This window comes from Romboutsia lituseburensis (assembly GCF_024723825.1).
Classification (GTDB): domain Bacteria; phylum Bacillota; class Clostridia; order Peptostreptococcales; family Peptostreptococcaceae; genus Romboutsia_F; species Romboutsia_F lituseburensis_A.
Genome location: NZ_JANQBQ010000001.1, coordinates 1,919,252 through 1,940,185, shown reverse-complemented (window position 1 = coordinate 1,940,185; position 20,934 = coordinate 1,919,252). Strand labels below are relative to the sequence as shown.

At 28.8% G+C, this 20,934-nt stretch carries 27 protein-coding genes; 22 read left to right on the top strand and 5 right to left on the bottom strand.

Annotated features, from left to right (window positions below; translation table 11 throughout):
* Window positions 1–115 precede the first annotated feature (115 nt).
* On the top strand, window positions 116–751 hold the full coding sequence (locus NWE74_RS09370) for a TIGR01906 family membrane protein (RefSeq protein WP_258242929.1): 636 nt from the start codon (window positions 116–118) through the stop codon (window positions 749–751).
* A 64-nt stretch (window positions 752–815) separates the two neighbouring features.
* Here NWE74_RS09370 and NWE74_RS09365 read toward each other — a convergent pair whose 3' ends face one another.
* Window positions 816–1,079 carry a cysteine-rich small domain-containing protein gene (locus tag NWE74_RS09365; RefSeq protein ID WP_258242928.1) on the bottom strand — a complete coding sequence of 88 codons (264 nt, stop codon included), beginning with the start codon at window positions 1,077–1,079 and terminating at the stop codon, window positions 816–818.
* Window positions 1,080–1,214: 135 nt separating this feature from the next.
* Here NWE74_RS09365 and hflX point away from each other — a divergent pair, with 135 nt between their 5' ends.
* The 4 genes from hflX (at window position 1,215) to NWE74_RS09345 (ending at window position 4,557) form a co-directional block, all read left to right on the top strand.
* Window positions 1,215–2,498, top strand: a complete 1,284-nt coding sequence (gene hflX / locus NWE74_RS09360) for a GTPase HflX (RefSeq protein WP_258242927.1) — start codon at window positions 1,215–1,217, stop codon at window positions 2,496–2,498.
* A gap of 8 nt (window positions 2,499–2,506) precedes the next feature.
* Window positions 2,507–3,172 carry a HEAT repeat domain-containing protein gene (locus NWE74_RS09355; RefSeq protein WP_258242926.1) on the top strand — a complete coding sequence of 222 codons (666 nt, stop codon included), beginning with the start codon at window positions 2,507–2,509 and terminating at the stop codon, window positions 3,170–3,172.
* 117 nt (window positions 3,173–3,289) lie between these two features.
* Complete coding sequence (locus NWE74_RS09350) at window positions 3,290–3,727, top strand: NUDIX hydrolase (protein ID WP_258242925.1); 438 nt, start codon at window positions 3,290–3,292, stop codon at window positions 3,725–3,727.
* 185 nt (window positions 3,728–3,912) lie between these two features.
* Window positions 3,913–4,557 (top strand): YigZ family protein, encoded by a 645-nt coding sequence (locus NWE74_RS09345; protein WP_258242924.1) that lies wholly within the window; start codon window positions 3,913–3,915, stop codon window positions 4,555–4,557.
* A 179-nt stretch (window positions 4,558–4,736) separates the two neighbouring features.
* On the opposite strand, the gene NWE74_RS09340 is transcribed toward NWE74_RS09345, so the two are convergent.
* On the bottom strand, window positions 4,737–5,114 hold the full coding sequence (locus NWE74_RS09340) for a sulfite exporter TauE/SafE family protein (protein ID WP_258242923.1): 378 nt from the start codon (window positions 5,112–5,114) through the stop codon (window positions 4,737–4,739).
* Window positions 5,114–5,482 carry a sulfite exporter TauE/SafE family protein gene (locus NWE74_RS09335; protein WP_258242922.1) on the bottom strand — a complete coding sequence of 123 codons (369 nt, stop codon included), beginning with the start codon at window positions 5,480–5,482 and terminating at the stop codon, window positions 5,114–5,116. Before NWE74_RS09335 ends, NWE74_RS09340 begins: the two co-directional genes overlap by 1 nt.
* Before the next feature lie 227 nt (window positions 5,483–5,709).
* Here NWE74_RS09335 and nadE point away from each other — a divergent pair, with 227 nt between their 5' ends.
* The 3 genes from nadE (at window position 5,710) to NWE74_RS09320 (ending at window position 8,600) form a co-directional block, all read left to right on the top strand.
* Window positions 5,710–6,465 (top strand): NAD(+) synthase, encoded by a 756-nt coding sequence (gene nadE / locus NWE74_RS09330; protein ID WP_258242921.1) that lies wholly within the window; start codon window positions 5,710–5,712, stop codon window positions 6,463–6,465.
* Between the two features lie 140 nt (window positions 6,466–6,605).
* Window positions 6,606–7,328 carry a YebC/PmpR family DNA-binding transcriptional regulator gene (locus NWE74_RS09325; RefSeq protein ID WP_092726701.1) on the top strand — a complete coding sequence of 241 codons (723 nt, stop codon included), beginning with the start codon at window positions 6,606–6,608 and terminating at the stop codon, window positions 7,326–7,328.
* An 81-nt stretch (window positions 7,329–7,409) separates the two neighbouring features.
* Complete coding sequence (locus NWE74_RS09320; protein WP_258242920.1) at window positions 7,410–8,600, top strand: ComEC/Rec2 family competence protein; 1,191 nt, start codon at window positions 7,410–7,412, stop codon at window positions 8,598–8,600.
* 85 nt (window positions 8,601–8,685) lie between these two features.
* On the opposite strand, the gene NWE74_RS09315 is transcribed toward NWE74_RS09320, so the two are convergent.
* Both NWE74_RS09315 and NWE74_RS09310 read right to left on the bottom strand, forming a co-directional pair.
* The gene (locus tag NWE74_RS09315) at window positions 8,686–9,009 is read right to left on the bottom strand and encodes a DUF1540 domain-containing protein (protein WP_258242919.1); all 324 of its coding nucleotides are present in this window, start codon (window positions 9,007–9,009) and stop codon (window positions 8,686–8,688) included.
* A gap of 182 nt (window positions 9,010–9,191) precedes the next feature.
* The gene (locus NWE74_RS09310) at window positions 9,192–9,512 is read right to left on the bottom strand and encodes a hypothetical protein (RefSeq protein WP_258242918.1); all 321 of its coding nucleotides are present in this window, start codon (window positions 9,510–9,512) and stop codon (window positions 9,192–9,194) included.
* 157 nt (window positions 9,513–9,669) lie between these two features.
* Here NWE74_RS09310 and NWE74_RS09305 point away from each other — a divergent pair, with 157 nt between their 5' ends.
* From NWE74_RS09305 to NWE74_RS09240, 14 genes are all read left to right on the top strand, one after another.
* The gene (locus NWE74_RS09305) at window positions 9,670–10,293 is read left to right on the top strand and encodes a hypothetical protein (protein ID WP_258242917.1); all 624 of its coding nucleotides are present in this window, start codon (window positions 9,670–9,672) and stop codon (window positions 10,291–10,293) included.
* Window positions 10,294–10,413: 120 nt separating this feature from the next.
* Window positions 10,414–10,923, top strand: coding sequence for a crossover junction endodeoxyribonuclease RuvC (gene ruvC / locus NWE74_RS09300; RefSeq protein ID WP_092726707.1), 510 nt, complete (start codon window positions 10,414–10,416; stop codon window positions 10,921–10,923).
* Window positions 10,916–11,518, top strand: coding sequence for a Holliday junction branch migration protein RuvA (ruvA, locus tag NWE74_RS09295; protein ID WP_258242916.1), 603 nt, complete (start codon window positions 10,916–10,918; stop codon window positions 11,516–11,518). Before ruvC ends, ruvA begins: the two co-directional genes overlap by 8 nt.
* Window positions 11,519–11,553: 35 nt before the next feature.
* On the top strand, window positions 11,554–12,570 hold the full coding sequence (ruvB, locus tag NWE74_RS09290; protein WP_258242915.1) for a Holliday junction branch migration DNA helicase RuvB: 1,017 nt from the start codon (window positions 11,554–11,556) through the stop codon (window positions 12,568–12,570).
* A gap of 150 nt (window positions 12,571–12,720) precedes the next feature.
* The gene (gene queA, locus NWE74_RS09285; RefSeq protein ID WP_258242914.1) at window positions 12,721–13,746 is read left to right on the top strand and encodes a tRNA preQ1(34) S-adenosylmethionine ribosyltransferase-isomerase QueA; all 1,026 of its coding nucleotides are present in this window, start codon (window positions 12,721–12,723) and stop codon (window positions 13,744–13,746) included.
* 9 nt (window positions 13,747–13,755) lie between these two features.
* Complete coding sequence (locus tag NWE74_RS09280; protein WP_258242913.1) at window positions 13,756–14,262, top strand: phosphate-starvation-inducible PsiE family protein; 507 nt, start codon at window positions 13,756–13,758, stop codon at window positions 14,260–14,262.
* Window positions 14,263–14,279: 17 nt separating this feature from the next.
* On the top strand, window positions 14,280–15,401 hold the full coding sequence (gene tgt / locus NWE74_RS09275; RefSeq protein WP_092726713.1) for a tRNA guanosine(34) transglycosylase Tgt: 1,122 nt from the start codon (window positions 14,280–14,282) through the stop codon (window positions 15,399–15,401).
* 219 nt (window positions 15,402–15,620) lie between these two features.
* Window positions 15,621–15,908 carry a preprotein translocase subunit YajC gene (gene yajC, locus NWE74_RS09270; RefSeq protein WP_258242912.1) on the top strand — a complete coding sequence of 96 codons (288 nt, stop codon included), beginning with the start codon at window positions 15,621–15,623 and terminating at the stop codon, window positions 15,906–15,908.
* Between the two features lie 58 nt (window positions 15,909–15,966).
* Window positions 15,967–16,329, top strand: coding sequence for a TIGR04086 family membrane protein (locus NWE74_RS09265; RefSeq protein ID WP_092726716.1), 363 nt, complete (start codon window positions 15,967–15,969; stop codon window positions 16,327–16,329).
* A 65-nt stretch (window positions 16,330–16,394) separates the two neighbouring features.
* The gene (gene scfA, locus NWE74_RS09260) at window positions 16,395–16,538 is read left to right on the top strand and encodes a six-cysteine ranthipeptide SCIFF (RefSeq protein ID WP_092726719.1); all 144 of its coding nucleotides are present in this window, start codon (window positions 16,395–16,397) and stop codon (window positions 16,536–16,538) included.
* A gap of 236 nt (window positions 16,539–16,774) precedes the next feature.
* Window positions 16,775–17,146 carry a hypothetical protein gene (locus NWE74_RS09255; RefSeq protein WP_258242911.1) on the top strand — a complete coding sequence of 124 codons (372 nt, stop codon included), beginning with the start codon at window positions 16,775–16,777 and terminating at the stop codon, window positions 17,144–17,146.
* Window positions 17,147–17,295: 149 nt separating this feature from the next.
* Complete coding sequence (scfB, locus tag NWE74_RS09250; RefSeq protein WP_258242910.1) at window positions 17,296–18,669, top strand: thioether cross-link-forming SCIFF peptide maturase; 1,374 nt, start codon at window positions 17,296–17,298, stop codon at window positions 18,667–18,669.
* 1 nt (window position 18,670) lies between these two features.
* Window positions 18,671–19,171, top strand: coding sequence for a gamma carbonic anhydrase family protein (locus NWE74_RS09245; protein WP_092726725.1), 501 nt, complete (start codon window positions 18,671–18,673; stop codon window positions 19,169–19,171).
* A 96-nt stretch (window positions 19,172–19,267) separates the two neighbouring features.
* Complete coding sequence (locus NWE74_RS09240) at window positions 19,268–20,932, top strand: ABC1 kinase family protein (RefSeq protein ID WP_258242909.1); 1,665 nt, start codon at window positions 19,268–19,270, stop codon at window positions 20,930–20,932.
* The last annotated feature ends 2 nt before the right edge of the window (window positions 20,933–20,934 follow it).

The window sequence follows — 20,934 nt, the reverse complement described above, 5'->3', positions numbered from 1 at the left end:
TTAATCAATATCATTATTAAATAAAAAAACATACTGTGCATAATATAAAAAAATAGATAAATAGTACATATTAAGGTGGTTAAATTCAAAATTCAAATTTAGGGGTATTTAACATATGAAAAAAATTTTAAATATAATATTTTCGGTATGCTTTAGCATATTAATAATAACTGGGGTAATAAAATTTACTGTGGGGTTTAAAGAAGTTTATTACTATGATATATCTAAATTAGATATACCAAAACTAAGTGGTTTAACTGAAGATGAAATTAGATTGAATTATGATTATTTAATCGACTATAATTTAAGTAAAGATAAGAAAGAATTCAAAATGCCTACAATACCATCATCACAACAAGGGAAAATACATTTTGAAGAAGTAAGAGATATATTTCAAAATATAAATAAAATTTTTAATGTAACATTGGTTATTTCATTGATTGGAATAATTATAAATATAAAAAATAAAAAAATTTCGTTTCTAAAGACAACATCTATTTCATTAATTAGTATACCGGTGATACTATCATTACCGATTATAATAAATTTTCAATATAGCTTTACAATGTTTCATAAATTAATGTTTGACAATGATTATTGGATTTTTGATCCTAAAATGGATCCAGTTATAACTATACTTCCAGAAATATTTTTCTTTCATGCTGGACTAATGATATTAACTCTAATACTATTATCTAGCATGCTAATTTATATAATATATAGATTATTAAGAAAAAAAGGAGTGCAGTAACAAGCTCTCCTTTTGATTTTAACTTCAATATTTAAAATAACAATTCATAAAAAAATATTATCCCTTAATCTTCCTTAGAAGTTATTTTAATAATATCTTGGAATTTACTCATAATATAGTCATAGTTGTTTTTATTATGAGGTAATAAACAATTAGAACAATCTTTAATACCTTTTTCACTATATTTAAAATTTCCACCGCAGTTTTTACCTAAAGCATATAATGGACAATAGCAAAATAAACAGTTAAATTCTTCTGGTTTATTAGTTTTATGACAAGGGAAGTACTCACAATTTTTATGGTTGAAAAACTTATAATTTTCACTCATATTAAAACCTCCTAATTTTATAGAACTAATATAATTATACTAAATATTTACATTAATGGTATAATAAAAAAAATAGTAATAAAGGTATAAAAAGTACACAAAAATTTTACATAAGTATTAAAATGAGGTGTTAAGATGGAAGAAAAAAAAGAAAAAGCGTTGCTTGTAGGACTTAATATAACTTCTACAGCAAGAAAAATTGATGATATAGACATAAATGAATCAATGGAAGAACTTAAAGAGTTGGCAAAAGCAGCAGGTGCTGAAGTTGTAGGAAGTTTAATTCAAAATAAACAAAGCAGAGATGCTGCATTTTACGTAGGAAAAGGGAAAGTTGAAGAAATAAAAGCATATTGTGATTCATTAGAAGCTACAATGGTAGTTTTTAATGATGAATTATCAGGAGCACATATAAGAAATATAGAACAAGTAGTGGGTATTAAAGTTATAGATAGAACAACATTAATACTAGATATATTTGCTCAAAGAGCCCTTAGCAAAGAAGGAAAGCTTCAAGTTGAGCTAGCTCAATTAAAATATAGATTACCTAGACTTACAGGAATGGGTGGAGAGCTTAGTAAAACTGGTGCTGGTATAGGTGCTAGAGGACCAGGAGAACAAAAGCTTGAATTAGATAAGAGAAATATACTTAATAAAGCGGCAGATATTAGACGTGAACTTAGAGAGGTTAAAAAGACTAGAGAAACTCAAAGGGCTCAGCGTCTAAAATCAAATATACCAATAGTTGCATTAGTTGGATACACAAATGCAGGTAAATCTACCTTATTAAATGAACTAATAAAAACGCACAAAGATTATGAACAAGATAAAGAAGTATTAGCAAAAGATATGCTTTTTGCAACATTAGATGTAACTCTAAGAAAAGCTCTTTTACCAAGTAAAAAAGAATTCTTAGTAGTAGATACTGTTGGATTTGTAAGTAAACTTCCCCATGATTTAGTAGAAGCATTTAAAGCTACACTAGAAGAAGTGCAATATGCAGATTTAATATTACATGTAATTGATGCTACGAATTCTAGTTATGAATTACAAAAAAAGACTACTGAAAGTGTATTAAAAGAGTTAGGTGCTGATGCTAAACCAACAATACTTGTTTACAACAAAATAGATAGACTAGAATTAGACATATACCCTAAAAATCATGATGATGTAATTTATATATCAGCTAAAAAGGGCATAAATATGGATAAATTACTAGGTATTATAGAAGATGCATTAATGGAAAATACATATAATGTAACTTTATTATTACCTTATGATAAAGGTGATATATTCAGTAAGATGAAAGAAAAGTATAATGTTGAAAACTTTGAATATGGGGAAAATGGAATAACTCTTGATGTGAATTTAATGGAAGAAGATTATAATATATATAAAGACTATATATTAGAAAAGTAGGTAATAATATGAATATAAGTTGGGATAATATAGACAACTTAGAAGATTATTACATAACTTATCTTCTATATAAAGAATCAAAAACAGTATCTCAAATTAGTAAAATTAGAAATTTGTCAACTTCTGAAATCAATGATCAACTAATAAGAGCAAAACTTGAAATAAAAGCTATGCTTAAAGACAAGGTTGAACTTGCTAAAGATACTATTGATAAATTCCTAGGTCTTAATAAATCAGAAAGACTGGATTTTATGAATAGTTTAAATGCAGAAAGGATGGTAGATTTTAAGAGAAAACTTTATAAAAGAATGCTTACCGAAAGAAATGCTGAAGACTTAATGATTTTAATCTGGGCAACTGGTGAACTTAAGGATGATAGATTTTTACAACTACTACATCCATTAACAGGACATAGACATTCAGATGTAAGAAGAATAACTTATTCAGCACTAAGAAAAATTGAATCGCCTAAAAGTAGAGAATATCTACAACGAGGACTTTATGACACCAACGCACAGACTAGACAATATTGTGCTAAGGCTCTTGCAAAAATAGGTAATACTAATAGTTTAAAGATGTTAAGACAGTTAAAAAGTAAGAAACAATTTGAAAAAGATTATGTATTAAGAGCTTATGAAGAAGCTATTGATATTTTAGAAAAATCAAAGAATTAAAATCTAACATAAAGGTTTTATAGATAACATATAATTAACAAAATAAACTTTTACCTATGGTTTATCTCCAGAAGTTAACATAAAAAAAAGAATTTAGTTACTAGGAGGGAATTTAATATGATAGTAAGACGTTGTGCAGGTGGAGTAGTGTTTTATGCAAATAAGGTACTTATAGTAAAAAATGACAGAGGGGAATGGACACTTCCTAAAGGTAAGATTATTGAAGATGAACTTCAGCATGAAAGTGCAGTTCTAAGAGTTAAGGAAGAAACAGGAGTAGATGCTACTGTTATAGAAACAGCTGGTGATACTATGTATGAATTTTTCTCAAGAAGTAGACAACAAGAAATATGTAATGCTGTAATGTGGTATATTATGGAAACAGAAACTACAGAATATATACTAAATAATGACCTCACTGAAGGTGGATTTTATAAAGTGAAAGAGGCATTAGATATGTTAACTCATAGCAAAGAAAAGTCATTAGTGGATATATCATATAAAAAGTATAAAGACTTAAAAAAGCAAATAGTTGAAGGTAATGCTACAGTATAAGAAATTAATAGAAGATAAATAGGAAAGGGCTTAGCCCTTTCTTTTTGATTTATATAGTTATATTGGATATAATAAAGTATATAATTAATAACATAAATATATTTAATAAAATAACAAAATTAAATTAAAATTAAATTAAAAATAAATTGTAGAAATAAGCTAAAGAGAAATACTAGGAGGAAAAAATGAGTACATATAAGACACTACATGATTTTGGTTCGGATGAAATTATAATAGAAAAATCAACATTTATAGGTTATGCAAAACCTATAAAAACAGAAGAAGAAGCAGTCGAATTTATAAATGAAATAAAGAAAAAACATAAAGATGCAACACATAATGTATGGGCTTATACAGTTGGAAAAAATATGAATATACAAAGGTATAGTGATGATGGTGAACCACAAGGAACAGCTGGTATACCTACATTAGAAGTTATAAAAAAAGAAGATTTAAGAGATGTAGTAGTTGTAGTAACTAGATACTTTGGTGGTATAAAATTAGGTGCAGGGGGATTAGTTAGAACATATACTAAAGGAGCAAAAGTAGGATTAGAGGCAGCTAAAATAATTGAAAAAGTAATGTACCAAGAAGTTAAAATAAAGATAGATTATAATCAGCTTGGAAAAATACAAAATGAAATAATGAATATGGGGTATTTTGTGAAAGATACTATTTATGAAGAAAATGTAGAAATAATAGTATATTCAAGAATTAATGAAGTAGATGATTTAACATCAAAAATGATAGATGTGACAAGTGCTACAGCTGAAATTGTTTTAGGTGAAGAATTTTATTTATCAGAGCAGGATGGAAAAATAATTATTTAATAGATATGATATATTAATAAAGATTCGTTTAGATTAAGTAAATTTTTGGACGTTATCCTTAATGACATCAGCTACTTCGTCTGCTTTTAAAATGGCTAGCTAAAAATTTATCTAACCATTTTTAGCAACTGACGAAGTCGTTGATGACAGGAGCGAAGCGACTTTTTATAATAGTAAATTTATTTAGGGCAATTTTTATTTTTAGGCGAACTAAATCCCTTTTTTACTTCTATAAGGCCAACGACTAGTAAAAATAGCCCAAATACTCTTTTTAAAATTTGAGGAGGTAAGTAGTTAGCAACGAATGATCCGCAAAGAGCACTTAAAACTCCAAATAATGCTATTGGAATTACTAATTTTAAAACTACATTTTTATTTTTTATATGTATAATAAGTGCTATTATAGTCATCGGAATAGACGATATTAAGTTAATACTTTGAGCTATCTTAGGGTCGATTCCTGCAAATAGAATTAGAGCAGGAATTAAAATAGTACCCCCACCCATTCCCATACCTCCAATTATCCCAGCAAAAAAACCAATTATAGCAAATAACATTAAAACACCATCCTTAACGCAGCAATAATCATAATTAAACCAAAAGAAATTCTTAAAAACTTACCAGTAACTTTACATAAAATTTTAGCGCCGATAATACCACCGATGATACTTCCGACCGCTACTTTAAATGTAATTCCTATATCATAAGTACCTTTAGATATATACACTACGGAACTTGCACTAGTCAAAAATATTATTATAGCGAGAGCAGTAGCATGAGATTTATGTTCTTCTACTTTTACAATATTATTTAAAATTGGAACTAGAAGAGTTCCACCTCCAGAACCAAATACACCATTAATAAAACCTGTAAATAAGCCAATAAAGGTGTTTTTTAAGCTAAATCCAAATTTATTATTTTCCACATTAATCACCTACTGATTATATTTTTTACCTAAATAGCAAATTATATTTATAAAACCAAATATTATTATTTTTACCTTAACTTAAATAAAATTTATATGAAAATAAGTTATATAAAATAAAGGTTAGATACTTAAAATAAAGGTAAAATAAACCTAGATTATAGAAGTATAAAATATATGATATAATACATTTATACAAAAAATGTAAAATCAGAGAGGAGTAAAATATGATAGATATAAATGTGAAAATAGATAAGACAGTTGATTGGCTAAGAGAAAAAGTTAAAGAAGCAAATTGTAAGGGGTTAGTAGTAGGTGTATCTGGAGGGATAGATTCAGCAGTAGTTGCGTATCTTATAAAAAAAGCATTTCCTCAAGATTCTATGGGAGTAATAATGAGTATAAAAAGTAATCCAAATGACAGAGAGGATGCTTTAAAAGTTATAAATGGATGTGATATAGAATACTTAGATTTAGATCTAACAGAAGCTCAAAATTTAGTACTAAATACAGTAACTGATAAATTAAAAGAAAAGAACTTATATAAAGAAGAATATTTAAGAATGACAGATGCAAATTTAAGAGCTAGAGTTAGAATGAGTACTGTGTATACTGTAGCTAATAATTTAGGATACTTAGTAGTAGGAACTGATAATGCAGCTGAAATACATACAGGATATTTTACTAAATATGGAGATGGAGGCGTTGATTTAGTACCTCTAGCTAATCTTACAAAGAGAGATGTATATGAATGGGCAAAGGCATTAGGGGTACACGCAGATGTTATAAATAAATCTCCATCAGCAGGACTTTGGGAAGGCCAAACTGATGAAATTGAAATGGGTACAACTTATGATATGATAGATGCAGTAGTTGAAGGAAGATTAGACGAAGTGCCTCAAAAAGATAAGGAAATTATAGAAAGATTACATAGAATAAGTGAACATAAAAGACATATAGCGCCAAAACCGCCTAAGTTCTAATTTACTAATTTAATTATTTGTGCTAAAATTTACGAGTGATAATAAAATTACTAAATATATACTAAACAAATGGGTACATACTTTAAATGTTTACCCTCAAGTAATATATATACTAATTATACGTATTAAGGAGTGGAATTATGGGACGTATAGGAAATATAATCAATAAAAAAGGTAAACAAGACGCAAAAAGAGCAAAAATATTTACTAAACATGCTAGAGCAATAGCAGTTGCAGCTAAAGAGGGTGGAGGAAACCCAGATTACAATGCAAACTTAAAGACAGCAATAGAAAAAGCTAAAGCTGATAATATGCCAAATGACAACATAGACAGAGCTATAGCAAAAGGAGCTGGAGCTGGAGCTAACGAAAATTACGAAACTATAGTTTATGAAGGATATGGACCAGGAGGAGTTGCAGTTATAGTTGAAACTTTAACTGATAATAAAAATAGAACTGCTGGAAATGTAAGATACTACTTCGATAAAAATGGTGGTAACCTAGGTACTAGTGGATGTGTATCATTCATGTTCGATAATAAAGGACAAATATTAATAGAGGCTAATGATGAAGTTTCAGAAGAAGAATTAATGGACGTAGCTTTAGAAGCAGGAGCGGAAGATTTCATAACTGAAGAAGATGGATATGAAGTAGTAACTACACCAGAAGATTTTAGTGCAGTTAGAGATGCATTACAAGCTAAAGGATATGAGTTTATATCTGCGGATGTAAAATTAATCCCTCAAACAACTGCCGAATTAACTGATGAAGCTCAATTAAAGAATATGAATAAACTAGTAGATATGCTTGAAGATGATGATGATGTTCAAAATATCTTCCATAACTGGGAAATAAACGAATAATTTACTTAGATGCTGCCTTTAAATATAAGTCTTAAGATTTATATTTTAGGCAGTATTTTTTACGCTTAAGATATTAAATTAATGAGAAAGGACATTAAAGAGGAAAAGACCCTTTATAAAAAAACTATGAACAATAAATTAAAAAATATATTATGTATAATGCTAATAATAGCACTTGGTTATTTGCAAACTGGATGCCAGTCTGTAGATAGTAATTCAAGTAACTCATCAAATCGTAATGTATCAATAAATAAAAGTGATGATGCACAAATACATTTTATAGATACGGGAAATTCAGATGCTATTTTAATTATAAAAAATGATAAAGCAGCTTTGATAGATGGTGGCGATAACGATGATGAAAAAAGAGTAGTAAATTATCTTAAAAATCAGAGTATAAAAGAATTAGAATATGTATTTGCAACGCATCCACATGCAGACCATATAGGTGGATTAGACGCAGTAGTAGATTCTATAAAAGTTAATCATTTATATGTAAGTAATGGAGATGTAGAAACTAAAAGTTATAGAGATTTCATAGAAGCTGCTGCTAATAAAGGATTATCACCGAGTGTTCCATTATTAAATAGTGAATTTAAATTAGGAAATTCACTATTTAAGGTTTTATCGGTAGCGAATACAGATGACCCTAATAATAATTCTATAGTCCTATCATATACAAATGATAATGATAAAATTTTATTAATGGGTGATGCAGAAGCAGATATTGAAAAAAATTTAAGCCCAGGAGATGTTGATTTAATAAAAATAGGCCATCATGGTTCTCATAGCAGTTCGACTAGAGAGTTTATAGAAAAAACAAATCCAGAATATGCAGTTATACTGGTTGGTGAAGATAATAAGTATGGACACCCACATAAAGAAACAATGGATTTATTAAAAGAAAAATCTATAGAAGTTCATAGAAGTGATGAATGTAAGGATATAATATTTACTTCAACAGGAAATGGACTAAAAGTAGATTGCAAAAAAGGTAGTTATAATTCAGGGAAGAATTATAAATATAATAAAAATACTACTTATAACAAAGAAAAAGTTGTAACTCAAGAAACAAATGTATCTCCGAGTATTAGTAAGGAAAATACAGAAAGTGAAAAGCAGAAAGTAAAAGATATAGCTAATGTTGATAAAGTGTATTGGAGTGCTAAAGGTAAAAAATATCATAGCGATCCAACCTGTTCAAGTATGAAAAATCCTATCTCAGGTACGATTGAAGAAAGTAAAAGATCTGCTTGTAGTGTTTGTTATTAAATTTTAAACATTCTAAAGAGCATCAAGTAAAACACTTGGTGCTCTTTATTACATTATTAAATATTAAAAATATGTAAATGATATACTATTTGCACTTAAAGCTAGAACAATATGTCTCTGAATAAAGATTGGCTTTTGGGGCACTAGAAGTTACAGCTATATTGTTAAGCGCACATACAGTACCAGCATTATGAGTACAAGTTTTAACGTTACATCCAACAAATGAACATGGTCCATTTCCTTCTGTATTATTAGTTAGATTGCTGTAATTAGCAGCATCTAAAAATGACCCACAACAAGTATGAGTACTAGTACGAGATTTTTTACCATTTATAGAAATTTTATTTGCGTAACAAGTCCCACTATCATTGTGAGAACAGTTCATTACATTACAGTTTATACTTGACATAAAAAATACCTCCTAACAAATATCTTGTTCTTTAAGGAGTATCTCCTAAAAAATAAAATTTATATCAATATTTACTATAAAAAATTAATTATTAATTTAAACTTTGTAAAAATAAGCTATGTACATAAGAACTGAGAGAATAAATTCTCTCAGTGGATTAAAGTATAAATGCATACGATTAATCAATTAAAATATTTAAATAAAGTATTAAAGTTTTCTTCATTCATTAATGCTTTAGCAACTAGAGTTGAAGCTGAAGGATATATTTTTATAGGTGGCCAGATTATAAAAAGTTCCTTCTCATAATCTGATATGGTTATCTTGTTTCCTAATAAAATTTTTTCTTCTATTTCAGCAGAGAAGTCTCTAATTTTTAAAAAATCTTCCAATTTTAACTCATGAAAAACAGAGGCTTTATGTTGAGGTTGTTTTAAAAGAAGTATATTTTGTTTAAACTCTAAGAAGTCAAGTCTATCGGATATTAATCTAACATATGCACTCATTACATCACCTCCAAATAAAAAAATTAAATGATAACATATAATATGTATAAAATTTGTAAAATGGGATAAAAATCCAAATATAAAAATTACTAAAAAATTCCTAAATTTTATAAAAAATTTATCAAGGATAAAAGTCTATGTAGAAGGAGGTATTTTTATGTTTGAAAGAAAAGACCCATTTGATTGGAAAGCACCAGCATTAATATTGCTAGGAGTAGTTGTTTTAAGTGGCGGAATTTACTTAGGAGTAAAAACTAGAGATACAGGAGATAAGATAGCTAATGCTGACAAAAAAATTGAAAAAACTGTAGAAAAGGAAAGTAAAGAAGTATTTCAATTAAGTAAGGATTGTGAAGTTTGGGTGCATAAAAAAAATGGAGATGGGAGTGATTCAGATACAGCACCTATTATGATAGGAACTATAGATAAAGCGTTACTAAATAAAAGTGAAACAGAAATAAGAGATTACTTAAAAGAAAAATACCCAGAGAGACATGTGGAAAGTTTAAGTAAATATGAAATTATATTGTCTGAATCATCGTCATCAAATGATGCAGACACCAAATTAGATCCAGCTAAGTTTAATAAATACACTTTAGAGACAGAAGATGAATTTATAGTATTATATAAATATGATAAAGAAGGTAAAAAAGAGCTTGTAGAGAAAACAGATATAAGTATAGGTGCATTACCTAAGAAAGTTCAAGATGAGATTAAAAAAGGAATAATACTAAACTCAGAAGATGAAGCGTATACAAGATTAGAAGAGTTTGGAAGTTAATAACATTAAAACAACCCCTTAGGTGAGGTTGTTTTTTGTTGTATATAGAATCTTATGATATAATATATTAGAACATAAGTTTTATATGGACGGTAAAGTTTTAACAGGAGGAATATAAAATTGATAATATTAGGCATAGACCCAGGAATAGCAATAGTTGGGTTTGGGATAATAGAGTATAAGAATTCTAAGTTTAGGGTAATAGACTATGGTGCAGTTACGACACCTGCAGGTATGGATATTTTAAAACGCTTAGAACTTGTTTATAAAGGAATTGATCTTATAATAAAAAAATACAATGTGGACGAAGTCGGAATAGAAGAGCTGTTCTTTAATAAAAATGTAAAAACAGCAATAACAGTAGCTCAAGCTAGAGGAGTTACAATGCTTGCATGTGCACATAACGATAAACCTGTTTATGAGTATACTCCACTTCAAGTAAAGCAGGGTGTTGTAGGTTATGGTAGAGCTCAAAAAGCTCAAGTACAACAAATGGTAACATCATTTTTAAATTTAAAGCAAGTACCAAAACCAGATGACGTAGCAGATGCACTAGCTGTAGCTATATGTCATGCTCATGCTAATAAATTAGAGAAAACTCTTAAAAATATAGGGGGTAAATATGTATAGTTATATAAAAGGAACTATTGAAGAAATATATTTAGATAGTATAGTAATAGAAAATAATAATATAGGATATAAAATAAATGCGTCATCAAATACAATTAAAGATTTACAAATGGGAAAGATGGCAAAAATATATACTAAGTTAATTGTTAGAGAAGATGATATGAGCCTTTGTGGATTTTCTACAAAAGAAGAAATGCAAATGTTTGAACTACTAACTTCTGTTTCAAAAATAGGTCCTAAGGTAGGCTTAGGAATTTTATCTTTTGGTACTCCAGGTCAGTTAGGTGCTTACATATTAAGTGAAGATATTGTTAAGTTATCTAAAGCACCTGGTGTAGGTAAAAAAACAGCGGAAAGAATAGTGTTAGAATTAAAAGATAAAATAGATAAAAATAATATTGAATTTGAACCTACACTGCTTACACAGGCTCCTATAGCTGTATCGAAAGATGAAGCAGTAGATGCTTTATTAGCACTTGGTTATTCTTCACAAGAAGCTAAAGAGGCAGTAGATAAGTGTAAAAAAGATGGATTAAACACAGAAGATATAATAAAGAAGTCTTTAACATATATAATGAGTAAATCTTTAAGGTAAATTAATAATGCAAACTTATAGAAGGGGGAACATAGATGTTCGATTTTGAAGATGAAAATAGAATAATTACATCTACAATGAAAAACGAAGATGTTGATATAGAAAATAGTCTAAGACCTAAATCACTAGATGATTACTTAGGACAAGAAAAAGCTAAAGAACAATTAAAAATATTTATCGAAGCGGCGAAATCAAGGAATGAACAATTAGATCATGTCCTTTTATACGGTCCTCCAGGACTTGGTAAAACAACATTATCAAATATAATAGCTAATGAAATGGGTGTTAATTTAAGAATTACTTCAGGGCCTGCTATTGAAAGAGCAGGAGACCTGGCGGCAATACTTACTAATTTAAATGAAAATGACGTTTTATTTATAGATGAAATACATCGTATAAATAGAACTGTAGAAGAAGTTTTATATCCAGCTATGGAAGATTTTTGTTTGGATATAATAATAGGTAAAGGACCTTCAGCAAGAAGTATAAGATTAGATTTACCTAAGTTTACATTAATAGGTGCAACTACTAGAGCTGGTATGCTTACAAATCCATTAAGAGATAGATTTGGAGTGATTTGCAAGCTAGATTATTATACAGTTGATGAACTAGCTCAAATAGTAATCAGGTCTGCAGAGATACTAGGAGCAAACATAGAAGTAGGTGGAGCTACAGAGATTGCTAGAAGGTCTAGAGGAACACCAAGGATAGCTAATAGATTGTTAAAAAGAGTCAGAGATTATGCACAAGTAAGAGCTGATGGAGATATAACAGATGATGTGGCACAAAAGGCTTTAGAACTTCTAGGTGTAGACAACTTAGGATTAGACTATGTAGATGAAAAATTATTAATGACTATCATAGAAAAGTTTAGAGGTGGTCCTGTTGGATTAGATACTCTAGCGGCTTCAATAGGTGAAGATAGAAATACTATAGAAGATGTTTATGAACCATATTTATTACAATTAGGATTTATAAACAGAGGACCTAGAGGTAGAATTGCTATGCCATTAGCATATGAACATTTAAATATACCGTATCCAAGCAAGTAATAAAATAAAATAGATAAGTCCAGTTTTTATATAATATTCAAATAAGAAGAGTTTCTAACTATGTATGTAAATAAGCATATTTGTATAGAAAAAACACTTATTTTTTGTTATCATGGTAACTGTATAAAATTTTGGAAAGGAAGTTGAAAATTGAAGACGAGTGACTTTTACTTTGACCTACCAGAAGAATTAATTGCTCAAGTTCCTATAAAAGATAGATCTAGTTCTAAATTAATGGTACTAGACAAGGAAACAGGAGAAATAGAGCATAAAATTTTCAAAGATGTAATAAATTATTTAAATCCAGGAGACTGTTTAGTTCTTAATAATACTAGAGTAATACCAGCTAGATTGATCGGAGAGAAACTAGATACTGGAGGAAAGATAGAATTTTTACTGTTAAAAAGAACAGAAGAAGATACTTGGCAAGCATTAGTTAAGCCAGGTAAAAGAGCTAAAATAGGAACTAAGTTTTCATTTGGTAATGGAAAGCTTATAGGAGAAGTAGTTGGATTAGCAGAAGAAGGGTCTAGAATAATCAAGTTCCATTATGAAGGAATATTTGAAGAAGTTTTAGATGAATTAGGAAATATGCCTCTACCTCCATATATAACAGAGAGATTAGAAGAAAGAGAAAGATATCAAACTGTATATTCTAAACATAATGGTTCAGCAGCAGCACCGACTGCAGGGTTACACTTTACAGAAGAGTTATTAAATCAAATAAAAGCAAAAGGTGTTGATATTGCCTTTGTAACTTTACATGTTGGTTTAGGTACTTTTAGACCAGTTAAAGTTGACGATGTTTTAAACCATGAAATGCATTCAGAATATTATGTGGTTGATAAAGAAGCAAGTGAAAAAATAAATAAAGCGAAAGCTAATGGAAATAAAGTTATATGCGTAGGTACTACTAGTTGTAGAACAGTAGAATCAGCAAGCAATGAAGATGGATCTATAAATGAATGTAGTGGTTGGACAAATATATTTATTTATCCAGGATATAAGTTTAAAGTAGTAGATAAACTTATAACTAACTTCCATCTGCCTGAATCTACATTAATAATGCTAGTAAGTGCCCTTTGTTCAAAAGAAAGTACACTTAATGCATATGATGTTGCAGTACAAGAAAGATACAGATTTTTCAGTTTTGGAGATGCTATGATTATAAAATAGGGGGAAATAATGAAAAATTTAGATAAAAATAATTTATCATTAAGAATAGCGTATATATTTGAATCTATTTTAGCAATGGTAGTTTTAATTGCTGTATTTTTAGGGACTATAGATGTCCTAAGGATGATATGGAAAGCTTATATAGTCGAGTTTCAAACTCCAGTACAATATAGTCAGCTTAATGACCTATTAGGTCAAATACTACTGCTAGTAATAGGTGTAGAGTTGGTTGTTATGCTATCTCTTCATCTTCCTGGTGCATTAATAGAAGTTTTATTATATGCCATAGCAAGAAAAATGTTATTGCTTCCAAAAAGCGAAGGTATGGCGGATGTTTTAATAGGAGTAATAGCAATAGCTGGAATATTTGCAATACGAAAATATTTAGTAAGTAACGATAATAGCAATATTAATGTCACGAGCATTCATTATGAAGAATGCGAAGAAGGACAAAGTTGTGAAGAATGTGAAGCTTGTAGAGAGAAAAAACTACAAGCAGAAAAATTAAAACATTAAAAACAAGGAGACAAAACATGAGTGCAATAAGATATGAACTTATAAAAACATGTAAACAAAGTGGAGCTAGACTAGGTAGATTACACACTCCACATGGAGTTATAGAAACTCCTATATTTATGCCTGTTGGGACTCAAGCAACAGTAAAGTCAATGACTCCAGAAGAACTTAAGGAAATAGGTTCTCAAATAATATTAAGTAATACGTATCACTTATATATGAGACCGGGGCATGATTTAGTTAAAGAAGCTGGCGGACTTCATAAATTTATGAATTGGGATAAACCAATACTTACAGATAGTGGAGGTTTCCAAGTATTCAGTCTAGGGCCACTTAGAAAAATAACTGAAGAAGGTGTACATTTTAGATCTCATATAGATGGATCTAAACATTTTATAAGTCCAGAAAAAGCTATGGAAATACAAAATGCTTTAGGATCAGATATAATGATGGCATTTGATGAATGTGCTCCATATCCTGCAGATAGAGAATATGTTAAAAACTCTTTAGAAAGAACTACTAGATGGTTAAAAAGATGCAAAGAAGCACATACAAACACTGAAAAACAAGCATTATTTGGTATAATACAAGGTGGTATGTACAAAGACTTAAGAGAGCAATCAGCTAAAGAAATCTTAGAATTAGATTTACCTGGATATGCAGTAGGTGGACTTAGTGTTGGTGAGCCTAAGGAGTTAATGTATGAAGTATTAGATTATACAGTGCCTTTAATGCCAGAAAATAAGCCAAGATATTTAATGGGAGTAGGAAGTCCTGACGATTTACTTGAAGGTGTTATAAGAGGAATAGATATGTTTGACTGTGTACTTCCGACTCGTATAGCTAGAAATGGTACAGCTATGACAAGTGTTGGTAAAATTGTAGTCAGAAATGCTTCATATGCTAGAGATTTTGGTCCATTAGATCCAAATTGTGATTGCTACTGTTGTAGAAATTACTCTAGAGCATATATCAGACACTTAGTAAAAGCTAATGAAATATTAGCATCAAGACTTATAACTACACATAACTTACACTTCTTATTAAACTTAATGAAGCAAGTAAGAGAAGCTATAATGGAAGATAGGTTATTAGATTTTAAAGAAGAGTTCTTTAAAGCTTATGGGTACACAAAGTAATATTTAATATAAAAGGGACTGATAAAAATAAAATTTATTAGAGAAATAAATTAATTTAAGGTCCCTTTTCAAAATATATAGAATAAATCAATCAATAACTTTATAATATTTATTAGAGCAATAATTTAGACAACTTACACTATTAATTATAATCGTTTTAATATATAATGATTATAGCGTAGTGTAATACATAAACTATAATTTGAAGGAGTGAAAACCATGGGATCAACTCAACAGATGATAATGGGAATATTAATGTGGGTAGCAGTATTTGCTGTATTCTACTTCTTATTAATAAGACCTCAAAAGAAAAAAGAAAAGCAATTAAAAGAAATGAGAGAGACTTTATCAGTTGGAGATAAAGTTAGCACTATAGGTGGAATAATAGCTACAGTTGCAAAAGTTGAAGAAGATCATGTTGTATTAGAATTAGGTCCAAACAGAAATAAAGTTCCATTTGAAAAATGGGCTATAGGAACTGTTGAACCAAAGAAAAAATCAGAATAAGAATTTGGAATTTAGATACCTCCCCTTGAATATATATTGTATAAGGGGAGGTGTTTTTATGGAAAAATCTAATCATATTCTAAAAGGGCTAGGATATGCATACATATTAACTTTAGTAACACTATTAATTTATAATTTAATATTGACATTTACTAGTGTATCAGGAAGCAGTATTGCGATGGCTTCATCATTTATAACAACAATATCATCAGCTTTTGGAGGATTTTATGCCTCTAAACATATAAAAGAAAAAGGTCTTATATACGGACTTTTAGTTGGTTTAATGTACATAGTATGCCTTATATTAATAGTATTTTTAGCTAAAGATCAATTTGCTTTCGAAATTGACATGCTATATAAAGTGTTACTAGTATCTCTGTCAGGAGGTATAGGTGGAGTTTTAGGTGTAAACTTTAAATAGAAGTTTTCCATATTGATTTTTTGTGATATAATCAATATGGAAAATTTAAGTAGGAGGTAGTTGAAATGGAAAAAAAGCATATTAAAACTTTATCTAAAGCTACTTTAAAGAATAGTGCTGCAAAAGGTGGATGTGGAGAATGTCAAACATCTTGCCAATCAGCTTGTAAAACTTCTTGTACAGTTGCAAACCAAGAGTGTGAAAGATAATAAAATTTTAATACACTATAGGGTAAGACTCCATAATTATGGAGTCTTATTTTATTTTTAGTAAAAAGGTTGATTTGTTGATGACATCAAAAAATTCTATATTGATAAAATTGTAATAATATTAGTATATATACGAACTAATTAGAAAATACAGATATTAAATATATTCAACGTCATGTATATTATCTTAAAATATGATATAATCTAGATAATATTAAGACTTTGGAGGAGATATTATGAAAATTAAGTTAGGAACTATACTTGGCTCAGTTATATTAATATCAGCTGGGCTTATAGTTATAGAAAAATTTAAAATAGATAAAATGCTACATGCTAATTCATTTATAGAAGAACAAGTTCAAAATGTTAGCAACTTAGTTGATAATAATAAAGACATATTAAGTTCAGTTAAATTGGACAAAGTAGGGGAAGCTGTATCTTCAGTAGGAAATAATGTAACGGAAATGTTTGAGCAAGTTGATTTTAATAAAGTTGGAAATTTAATTATTGAAAAAAAAGATGCATTATTAGAATTTACAGGTGAAAAAATAAATGGTTTAGAAAAATTAATAGAAATACCAATGAAGGAAATACAAAAAAACATATAAAATTAAATAAGGTTGCCTTAATTGGCAACCTTATTTAATTTTATTTGCCTATACTTTATTAAAGTTATATAATGAAGAATAGAGTTAAAATACAATTTGGGAAAATTGTCAATATAGATGGAGCAATTTGATATTAGGAGGACATATATATGAGTATGATACATAAGTTTTCAATGAACGGATACAATATAGTACTAGATGTAAATGGAGGGGCAGTTCATGTAGTTGATGAAGTAGCTTATAATTTAGTAGATTACTATAAAGAAAATACAAAAGAGGAAATATTAAATATACTAGGAGCACAATACTCAAAAGAACAAATAACAGAAGCATATGAGGAAATAGAGACTTTAGAAAACGAAGGTCTTTTATATACAGAAGATAATTATCAGTTTCATCCAAGCTTTGTAGATAGAAAAAAAGTTGTAAAAGCTTTATGTCTACATGTAGCTCATGACTGTAATTTAAAATGTAAATACTGCTTTGCTGCTCAAGGAGATTTTGGTGGAGCTAAAGAATTAATGAGCTTCGAAGTTGGTAAAAAAGCTATCGACTATTTAATAGCTAACTCAGGAAACAGAAGAAACTTAGAAATAGATTTCTTTGGTGGAGAGCCTTTAATGAACTTTGATGTTGTTAAACAATTAGTTGAGTACGGAAGAAGTGTAGAAAAGGAAAATAACAAGAATATAAGATTTACAATAACAACTAATGGAATATTATTAGATGATGAGAAGATAGAGTACATAAATGAAAATATGCACAATGTTGTATTAAGTTTAGATGGAAGAAAAGAAGTAAATGATAACATGAGACCAACATTAAATGATAAAGGTAGTCATGATATAATATTACCTAAGTTCAAAAAACTAGTAGAAAATAGACCTAAGGACAAATATTATTACATAAGAGGTACTTTTACAAGAGATAACCTAGATTTCTCTAAAGATGTTATGCATTTTGCAAACGAAGGATTTAAACTTACGTCAGTAGAGCCAGTTGTAGGTGAAGAATCTAATCCATATGCACTTAGAGAAGAAGATATGCCTAGAGTATTTGAAGAATATGAAAAGCTAGCTGTTGAGTATGCTGACATGAAAGTAAAAGGGGATGACTTTAAGTTCTTCCACTTTATGATAGATTTAAACCAAGGTCCATGTGTAATAAAAAGAATAACAGGATGTGGTGCAGGTAATGAATACTTATCAATAACTCCAGAAGGAGATATATATCCATGTCATCAATTTGTTGGAAATGAAGAATATAAAATGGCTAATATATTAGATGAAGAGATAGTATTCCCAGAAGACTTAACAGAAAGCTTCAGAAATGCACATGTGTATAGTAAAGAAGACTGTAAAAAATGTTGGAATAAATTCTACTGTTCTGGTGGATGTCATGCAAATGCAACTAATTTTAATGGAGATGTAATGAAACCATATGAACTTGGTTGTGAAATGCAAAAGAAACGTACAGAATGTTCAATAATGATACAAGCAAAATTATTATTAGAAGGTGAATAAAATGATAAAAGGGTATCAAGGTACAGAACCGAAAATTGATGAGTCTGTGTTTATAGCAGAAAGTGCAGATGTTGTAGGTAAGGTTACAATAGAAAAAAATGCAAATATATGGTATAACGTAGTTATAAGAGCAGATGAAAATACTGTTACAATAGGGGAAAATACAAATATACAAGATGGAAGTGTAATTCATATATGTAAAGACCATCCTACTGTAGTTGGAAAAAATGTAACTGTTGGACATAAAGCATTAATACATGGATGTACAATAGGAGATAATACTTTAATAGGTATGGGATCAATAGTATTAGATGGAGCTGAAATAGGAGAGTACACTTTACTAGGTGCGGGAAGTTTAGTTCCTCCAGGCAAAAAAATACCATCAGGTGTATTAGCTTTTGGATCTCCAGCTCAAGTAGTAAGAGAGTTAAATGAAAAAGAAAAAGAAAATCTTGTGAATTCTGCTTTAAAATATGTAGAAACTGCAAATAATCATAAATAGTAGTAAAATTAAAAGGGCAATCTTAATATTGCCCTTTTTTTAAATAATATAAAATTGTAAATTTTATTTATATAACATAAAGCGGAGTTGATAAAAATGAGAGTAAGTTACAAGGACTTAAGAAGATATAAAGAGATAGTTCATATATTAATAAAATACGGATTTTCATTTATAGTAGAAAAATTAAACATAGAGGGCGTAGCTTATAGAATACCAATAACAAATCCATCTGATGAAATAAAGAATATGTCAACAGGTGAGAAGATAAGAAGAGCAATAGAAGAACTAGGACCTACTTATATAAAATTAGGTCAAATTCTTAGCACAAGAAAAGATTTATTAGATCAAGATATTATAGATGAATTAAGTAAACTTAGAGATAATGTAGAGCCGTATGATACAAATATAGCAAAAGAAATATTTAAGCATGAAGTAGGATTAGATATAGAAAAAGTATTTGTAGATTTTAATGATAAGCCTTTAGCCGCAGCATCAATTGGACAAGCATATGAAGCTAAGTTACAAACTGGTGAGTCAGTTATTGTAAAAATTCAAAGGCCTAATATTGAAGAAACAATAAAATCAGATTTAGAAATACTAAAGACCATGGCAGTAGCATTAAAAGATTTTAATAAGGATATAGAAGTTGACCTAATACAGATAGTTGAAGAATTTCAAACACAATTACTTAGAGAGCTTGACTATAATTTTGAAGCCATAAATGCTATAAAATTCAGAAAAATATTTAGAGATAGCAGTGAAGTATACATTCCAGAAATATACAGTAAATATAGTACTAAACGTGTATTAGTAATGGAAAAGATTAATGGAGTTAAATTAAGTGATATAAAGAAAATTAGAAGTAATGGATGGAATACCAAAAACATTAGTGATATAGGTGTAAGATCTTTATTTAAACAAATTTTCGAACATGGATTTTTTCATGCAGATCCTCACCCAGGTAATATATTTGTATTAGGAGAAAATAAAATCTCATATATTGATTTTGGGATGATAGGTATAGTAGATAAAAAAACCTTAAACTTATTAAATGAAGTAGCTATAGCAGTTATCGAAAAAAATGTAGATCGAGTAATTTATATTTTAATGGAAATGGATGCATTAAACACAGAAATTGATATAAGTGGACTTAGACAAGATCTATTATATCTAATGCATTATTATTATGATGTTCCGATAGAAAAAATTAGTATTGGAGACATAATGAATGAAGTATTTAGATTTTTTAGAAAGTATAAAGTATCAATTCCTTCTCAATTGGCAACGTTAGCTAAAACTGTAATAACTCTAGAAGGAACAGGCAGAGAATTAAATCCGGCTTTTTCAGTTTCATCAATAGGAAAAGAATTTATGAAATATTATTATGTGAATAAATTTAATCCGCAAAGAGTGTTCATGAATACAAAGCATGCTACAGAAGAAATGATTTTAGATATTAAAACTTTACCAAAGCAAATGAGGGGTATACTTAGAAATATAGAAAAAAATAATATCAAAATTCAAATAGACGATGTTAAATTTGAGTCATTAGAAAGAAGAATAACTGATTTAACTACTCAAATATCTTTAAGTTTGGTATTAGCATCTATAGTTGTAGGTTCATCGTTAATAATAGCATCGCCAAATATAAATGGAAACAGTTGGATAAGATTTACAGCTTTATCTGGGTTCTTTATATCTTTTATAATAGGACTACTGTTAGTAATTAAGATATTTAGATCGCAGTATAGGAAGAAATAGAG

What these genes read in the sequence shown, in the direction of transcription:
- NWE74_RS09370 (WP_258242929.1), top strand. Translation starts at nt 116, where the DNA reads ATGAAAAAAATTTTAAATATAATATTTTCGGTATGCTTTAGCATATTA.
- NWE74_RS09365 (WP_258242928.1), bottom strand. Translation starts at nt 1,079, where the DNA reads ATGAGTGAAAATTATAAGTTTTTCAACCATAAAAATTGTGAGTACTTC.
- hflX (WP_258242927.1), top strand. Translation starts at nt 1,215, where the DNA reads ATGGAAGAAAAAAAAGAAAAAGCGTTGCTTGTAGGACTTAATATAACT.
- NWE74_RS09355 (WP_258242926.1), top strand. Translation starts at nt 2,507, where the DNA reads ATGAATATAAGTTGGGATAATATAGACAACTTAGAAGATTATTACATA.
- NWE74_RS09350 (WP_258242925.1), top strand. Translation starts at nt 3,290, where the DNA reads ATGATAGTAAGACGTTGTGCAGGTGGAGTAGTGTTTTATGCAAATAAG.
- NWE74_RS09345 (WP_258242924.1), top strand. Translation starts at nt 3,913, where the DNA reads ATGAGTACATATAAGACACTACATGATTTTGGTTCGGATGAAATTATA.
- NWE74_RS09340 (WP_258242923.1), bottom strand. Translation starts at nt 5,114, where the DNA reads ATGTTATTTGCTATAATTGGTTTTTTTGCTGGGATAATTGGAGGTATG.
- nadE (WP_258242921.1), top strand. Translation starts at nt 5,710, where the DNA reads ATGATAGATATAAATGTGAAAATAGATAAGACAGTTGATTGGCTAAGA.
- NWE74_RS09325 (WP_092726701.1), top strand. Translation starts at nt 6,606, where the DNA reads ATGGGACGTATAGGAAATATAATCAATAAAAAAGGTAAACAAGACGCA.
- NWE74_RS09320 (WP_258242920.1), top strand. Translation starts at nt 7,410, where the DNA reads ATGAGAAAGGACATTAAAGAGGAAAAGACCCTTTATAAAAAAACTATG.
- NWE74_RS09315 (WP_258242919.1), bottom strand. Translation starts at nt 9,009, where the DNA reads ATGTCAAGTATAAACTGTAATGTAATGAACTGTTCTCACAATGATAGT.
- NWE74_RS09310 (WP_258242918.1), bottom strand. Translation starts at nt 9,512, where the DNA reads ATGAGTGCATATGTTAGATTAATATCCGATAGACTTGACTTCTTAGAG.
- NWE74_RS09305 (WP_258242917.1), top strand. Translation starts at nt 9,670, where the DNA reads ATGTTTGAAAGAAAAGACCCATTTGATTGGAAAGCACCAGCATTAATA.
- ruvA (WP_258242916.1), top strand. Translation starts at nt 10,916, where the DNA reads ATGTATAGTTATATAAAAGGAACTATTGAAGAAATATATTTAGATAGT.
- ruvB (WP_258242915.1), top strand. Translation starts at nt 11,554, where the DNA reads ATGTTCGATTTTGAAGATGAAAATAGAATAATTACATCTACAATGAAA.
- NWE74_RS09280 (WP_258242913.1), top strand. Translation starts at nt 13,756, where the DNA reads ATGAAAAATTTAGATAAAAATAATTTATCATTAAGAATAGCGTATATA.
- tgt (WP_092726713.1), top strand. Translation starts at nt 14,280, where the DNA reads ATGAGTGCAATAAGATATGAACTTATAAAAACATGTAAACAAAGTGGA.
- yajC (WP_258242912.1), top strand. Translation starts at nt 15,621, where the DNA reads ATGGGATCAACTCAACAGATGATAATGGGAATATTAATGTGGGTAGCA.
- NWE74_RS09265 (WP_092726716.1), top strand. Translation starts at nt 15,967, where the DNA reads ATGGAAAAATCTAATCATATTCTAAAAGGGCTAGGATATGCATACATA.
- scfA (WP_092726719.1), top strand. Translation starts at nt 16,395, where the DNA reads ATGGAAAAAAAGCATATTAAAACTTTATCTAAAGCTACTTTAAAGAAT.
- NWE74_RS09255 (WP_258242911.1), top strand. Translation starts at nt 16,775, where the DNA reads ATGAAAATTAAGTTAGGAACTATACTTGGCTCAGTTATATTAATATCA.
- scfB (WP_258242910.1), top strand. Translation starts at nt 17,296, where the DNA reads ATGAGTATGATACATAAGTTTTCAATGAACGGATACAATATAGTACTA.
- NWE74_RS09245 (WP_092726725.1), top strand. Translation starts at nt 18,671, where the DNA reads ATGATAAAAGGGTATCAAGGTACAGAACCGAAAATTGATGAGTCTGTG.
- NWE74_RS09240 (WP_258242909.1), top strand. Translation starts at nt 19,268, where the DNA reads ATGAGAGTAAGTTACAAGGACTTAAGAAGATATAAAGAGATAGTTCAT.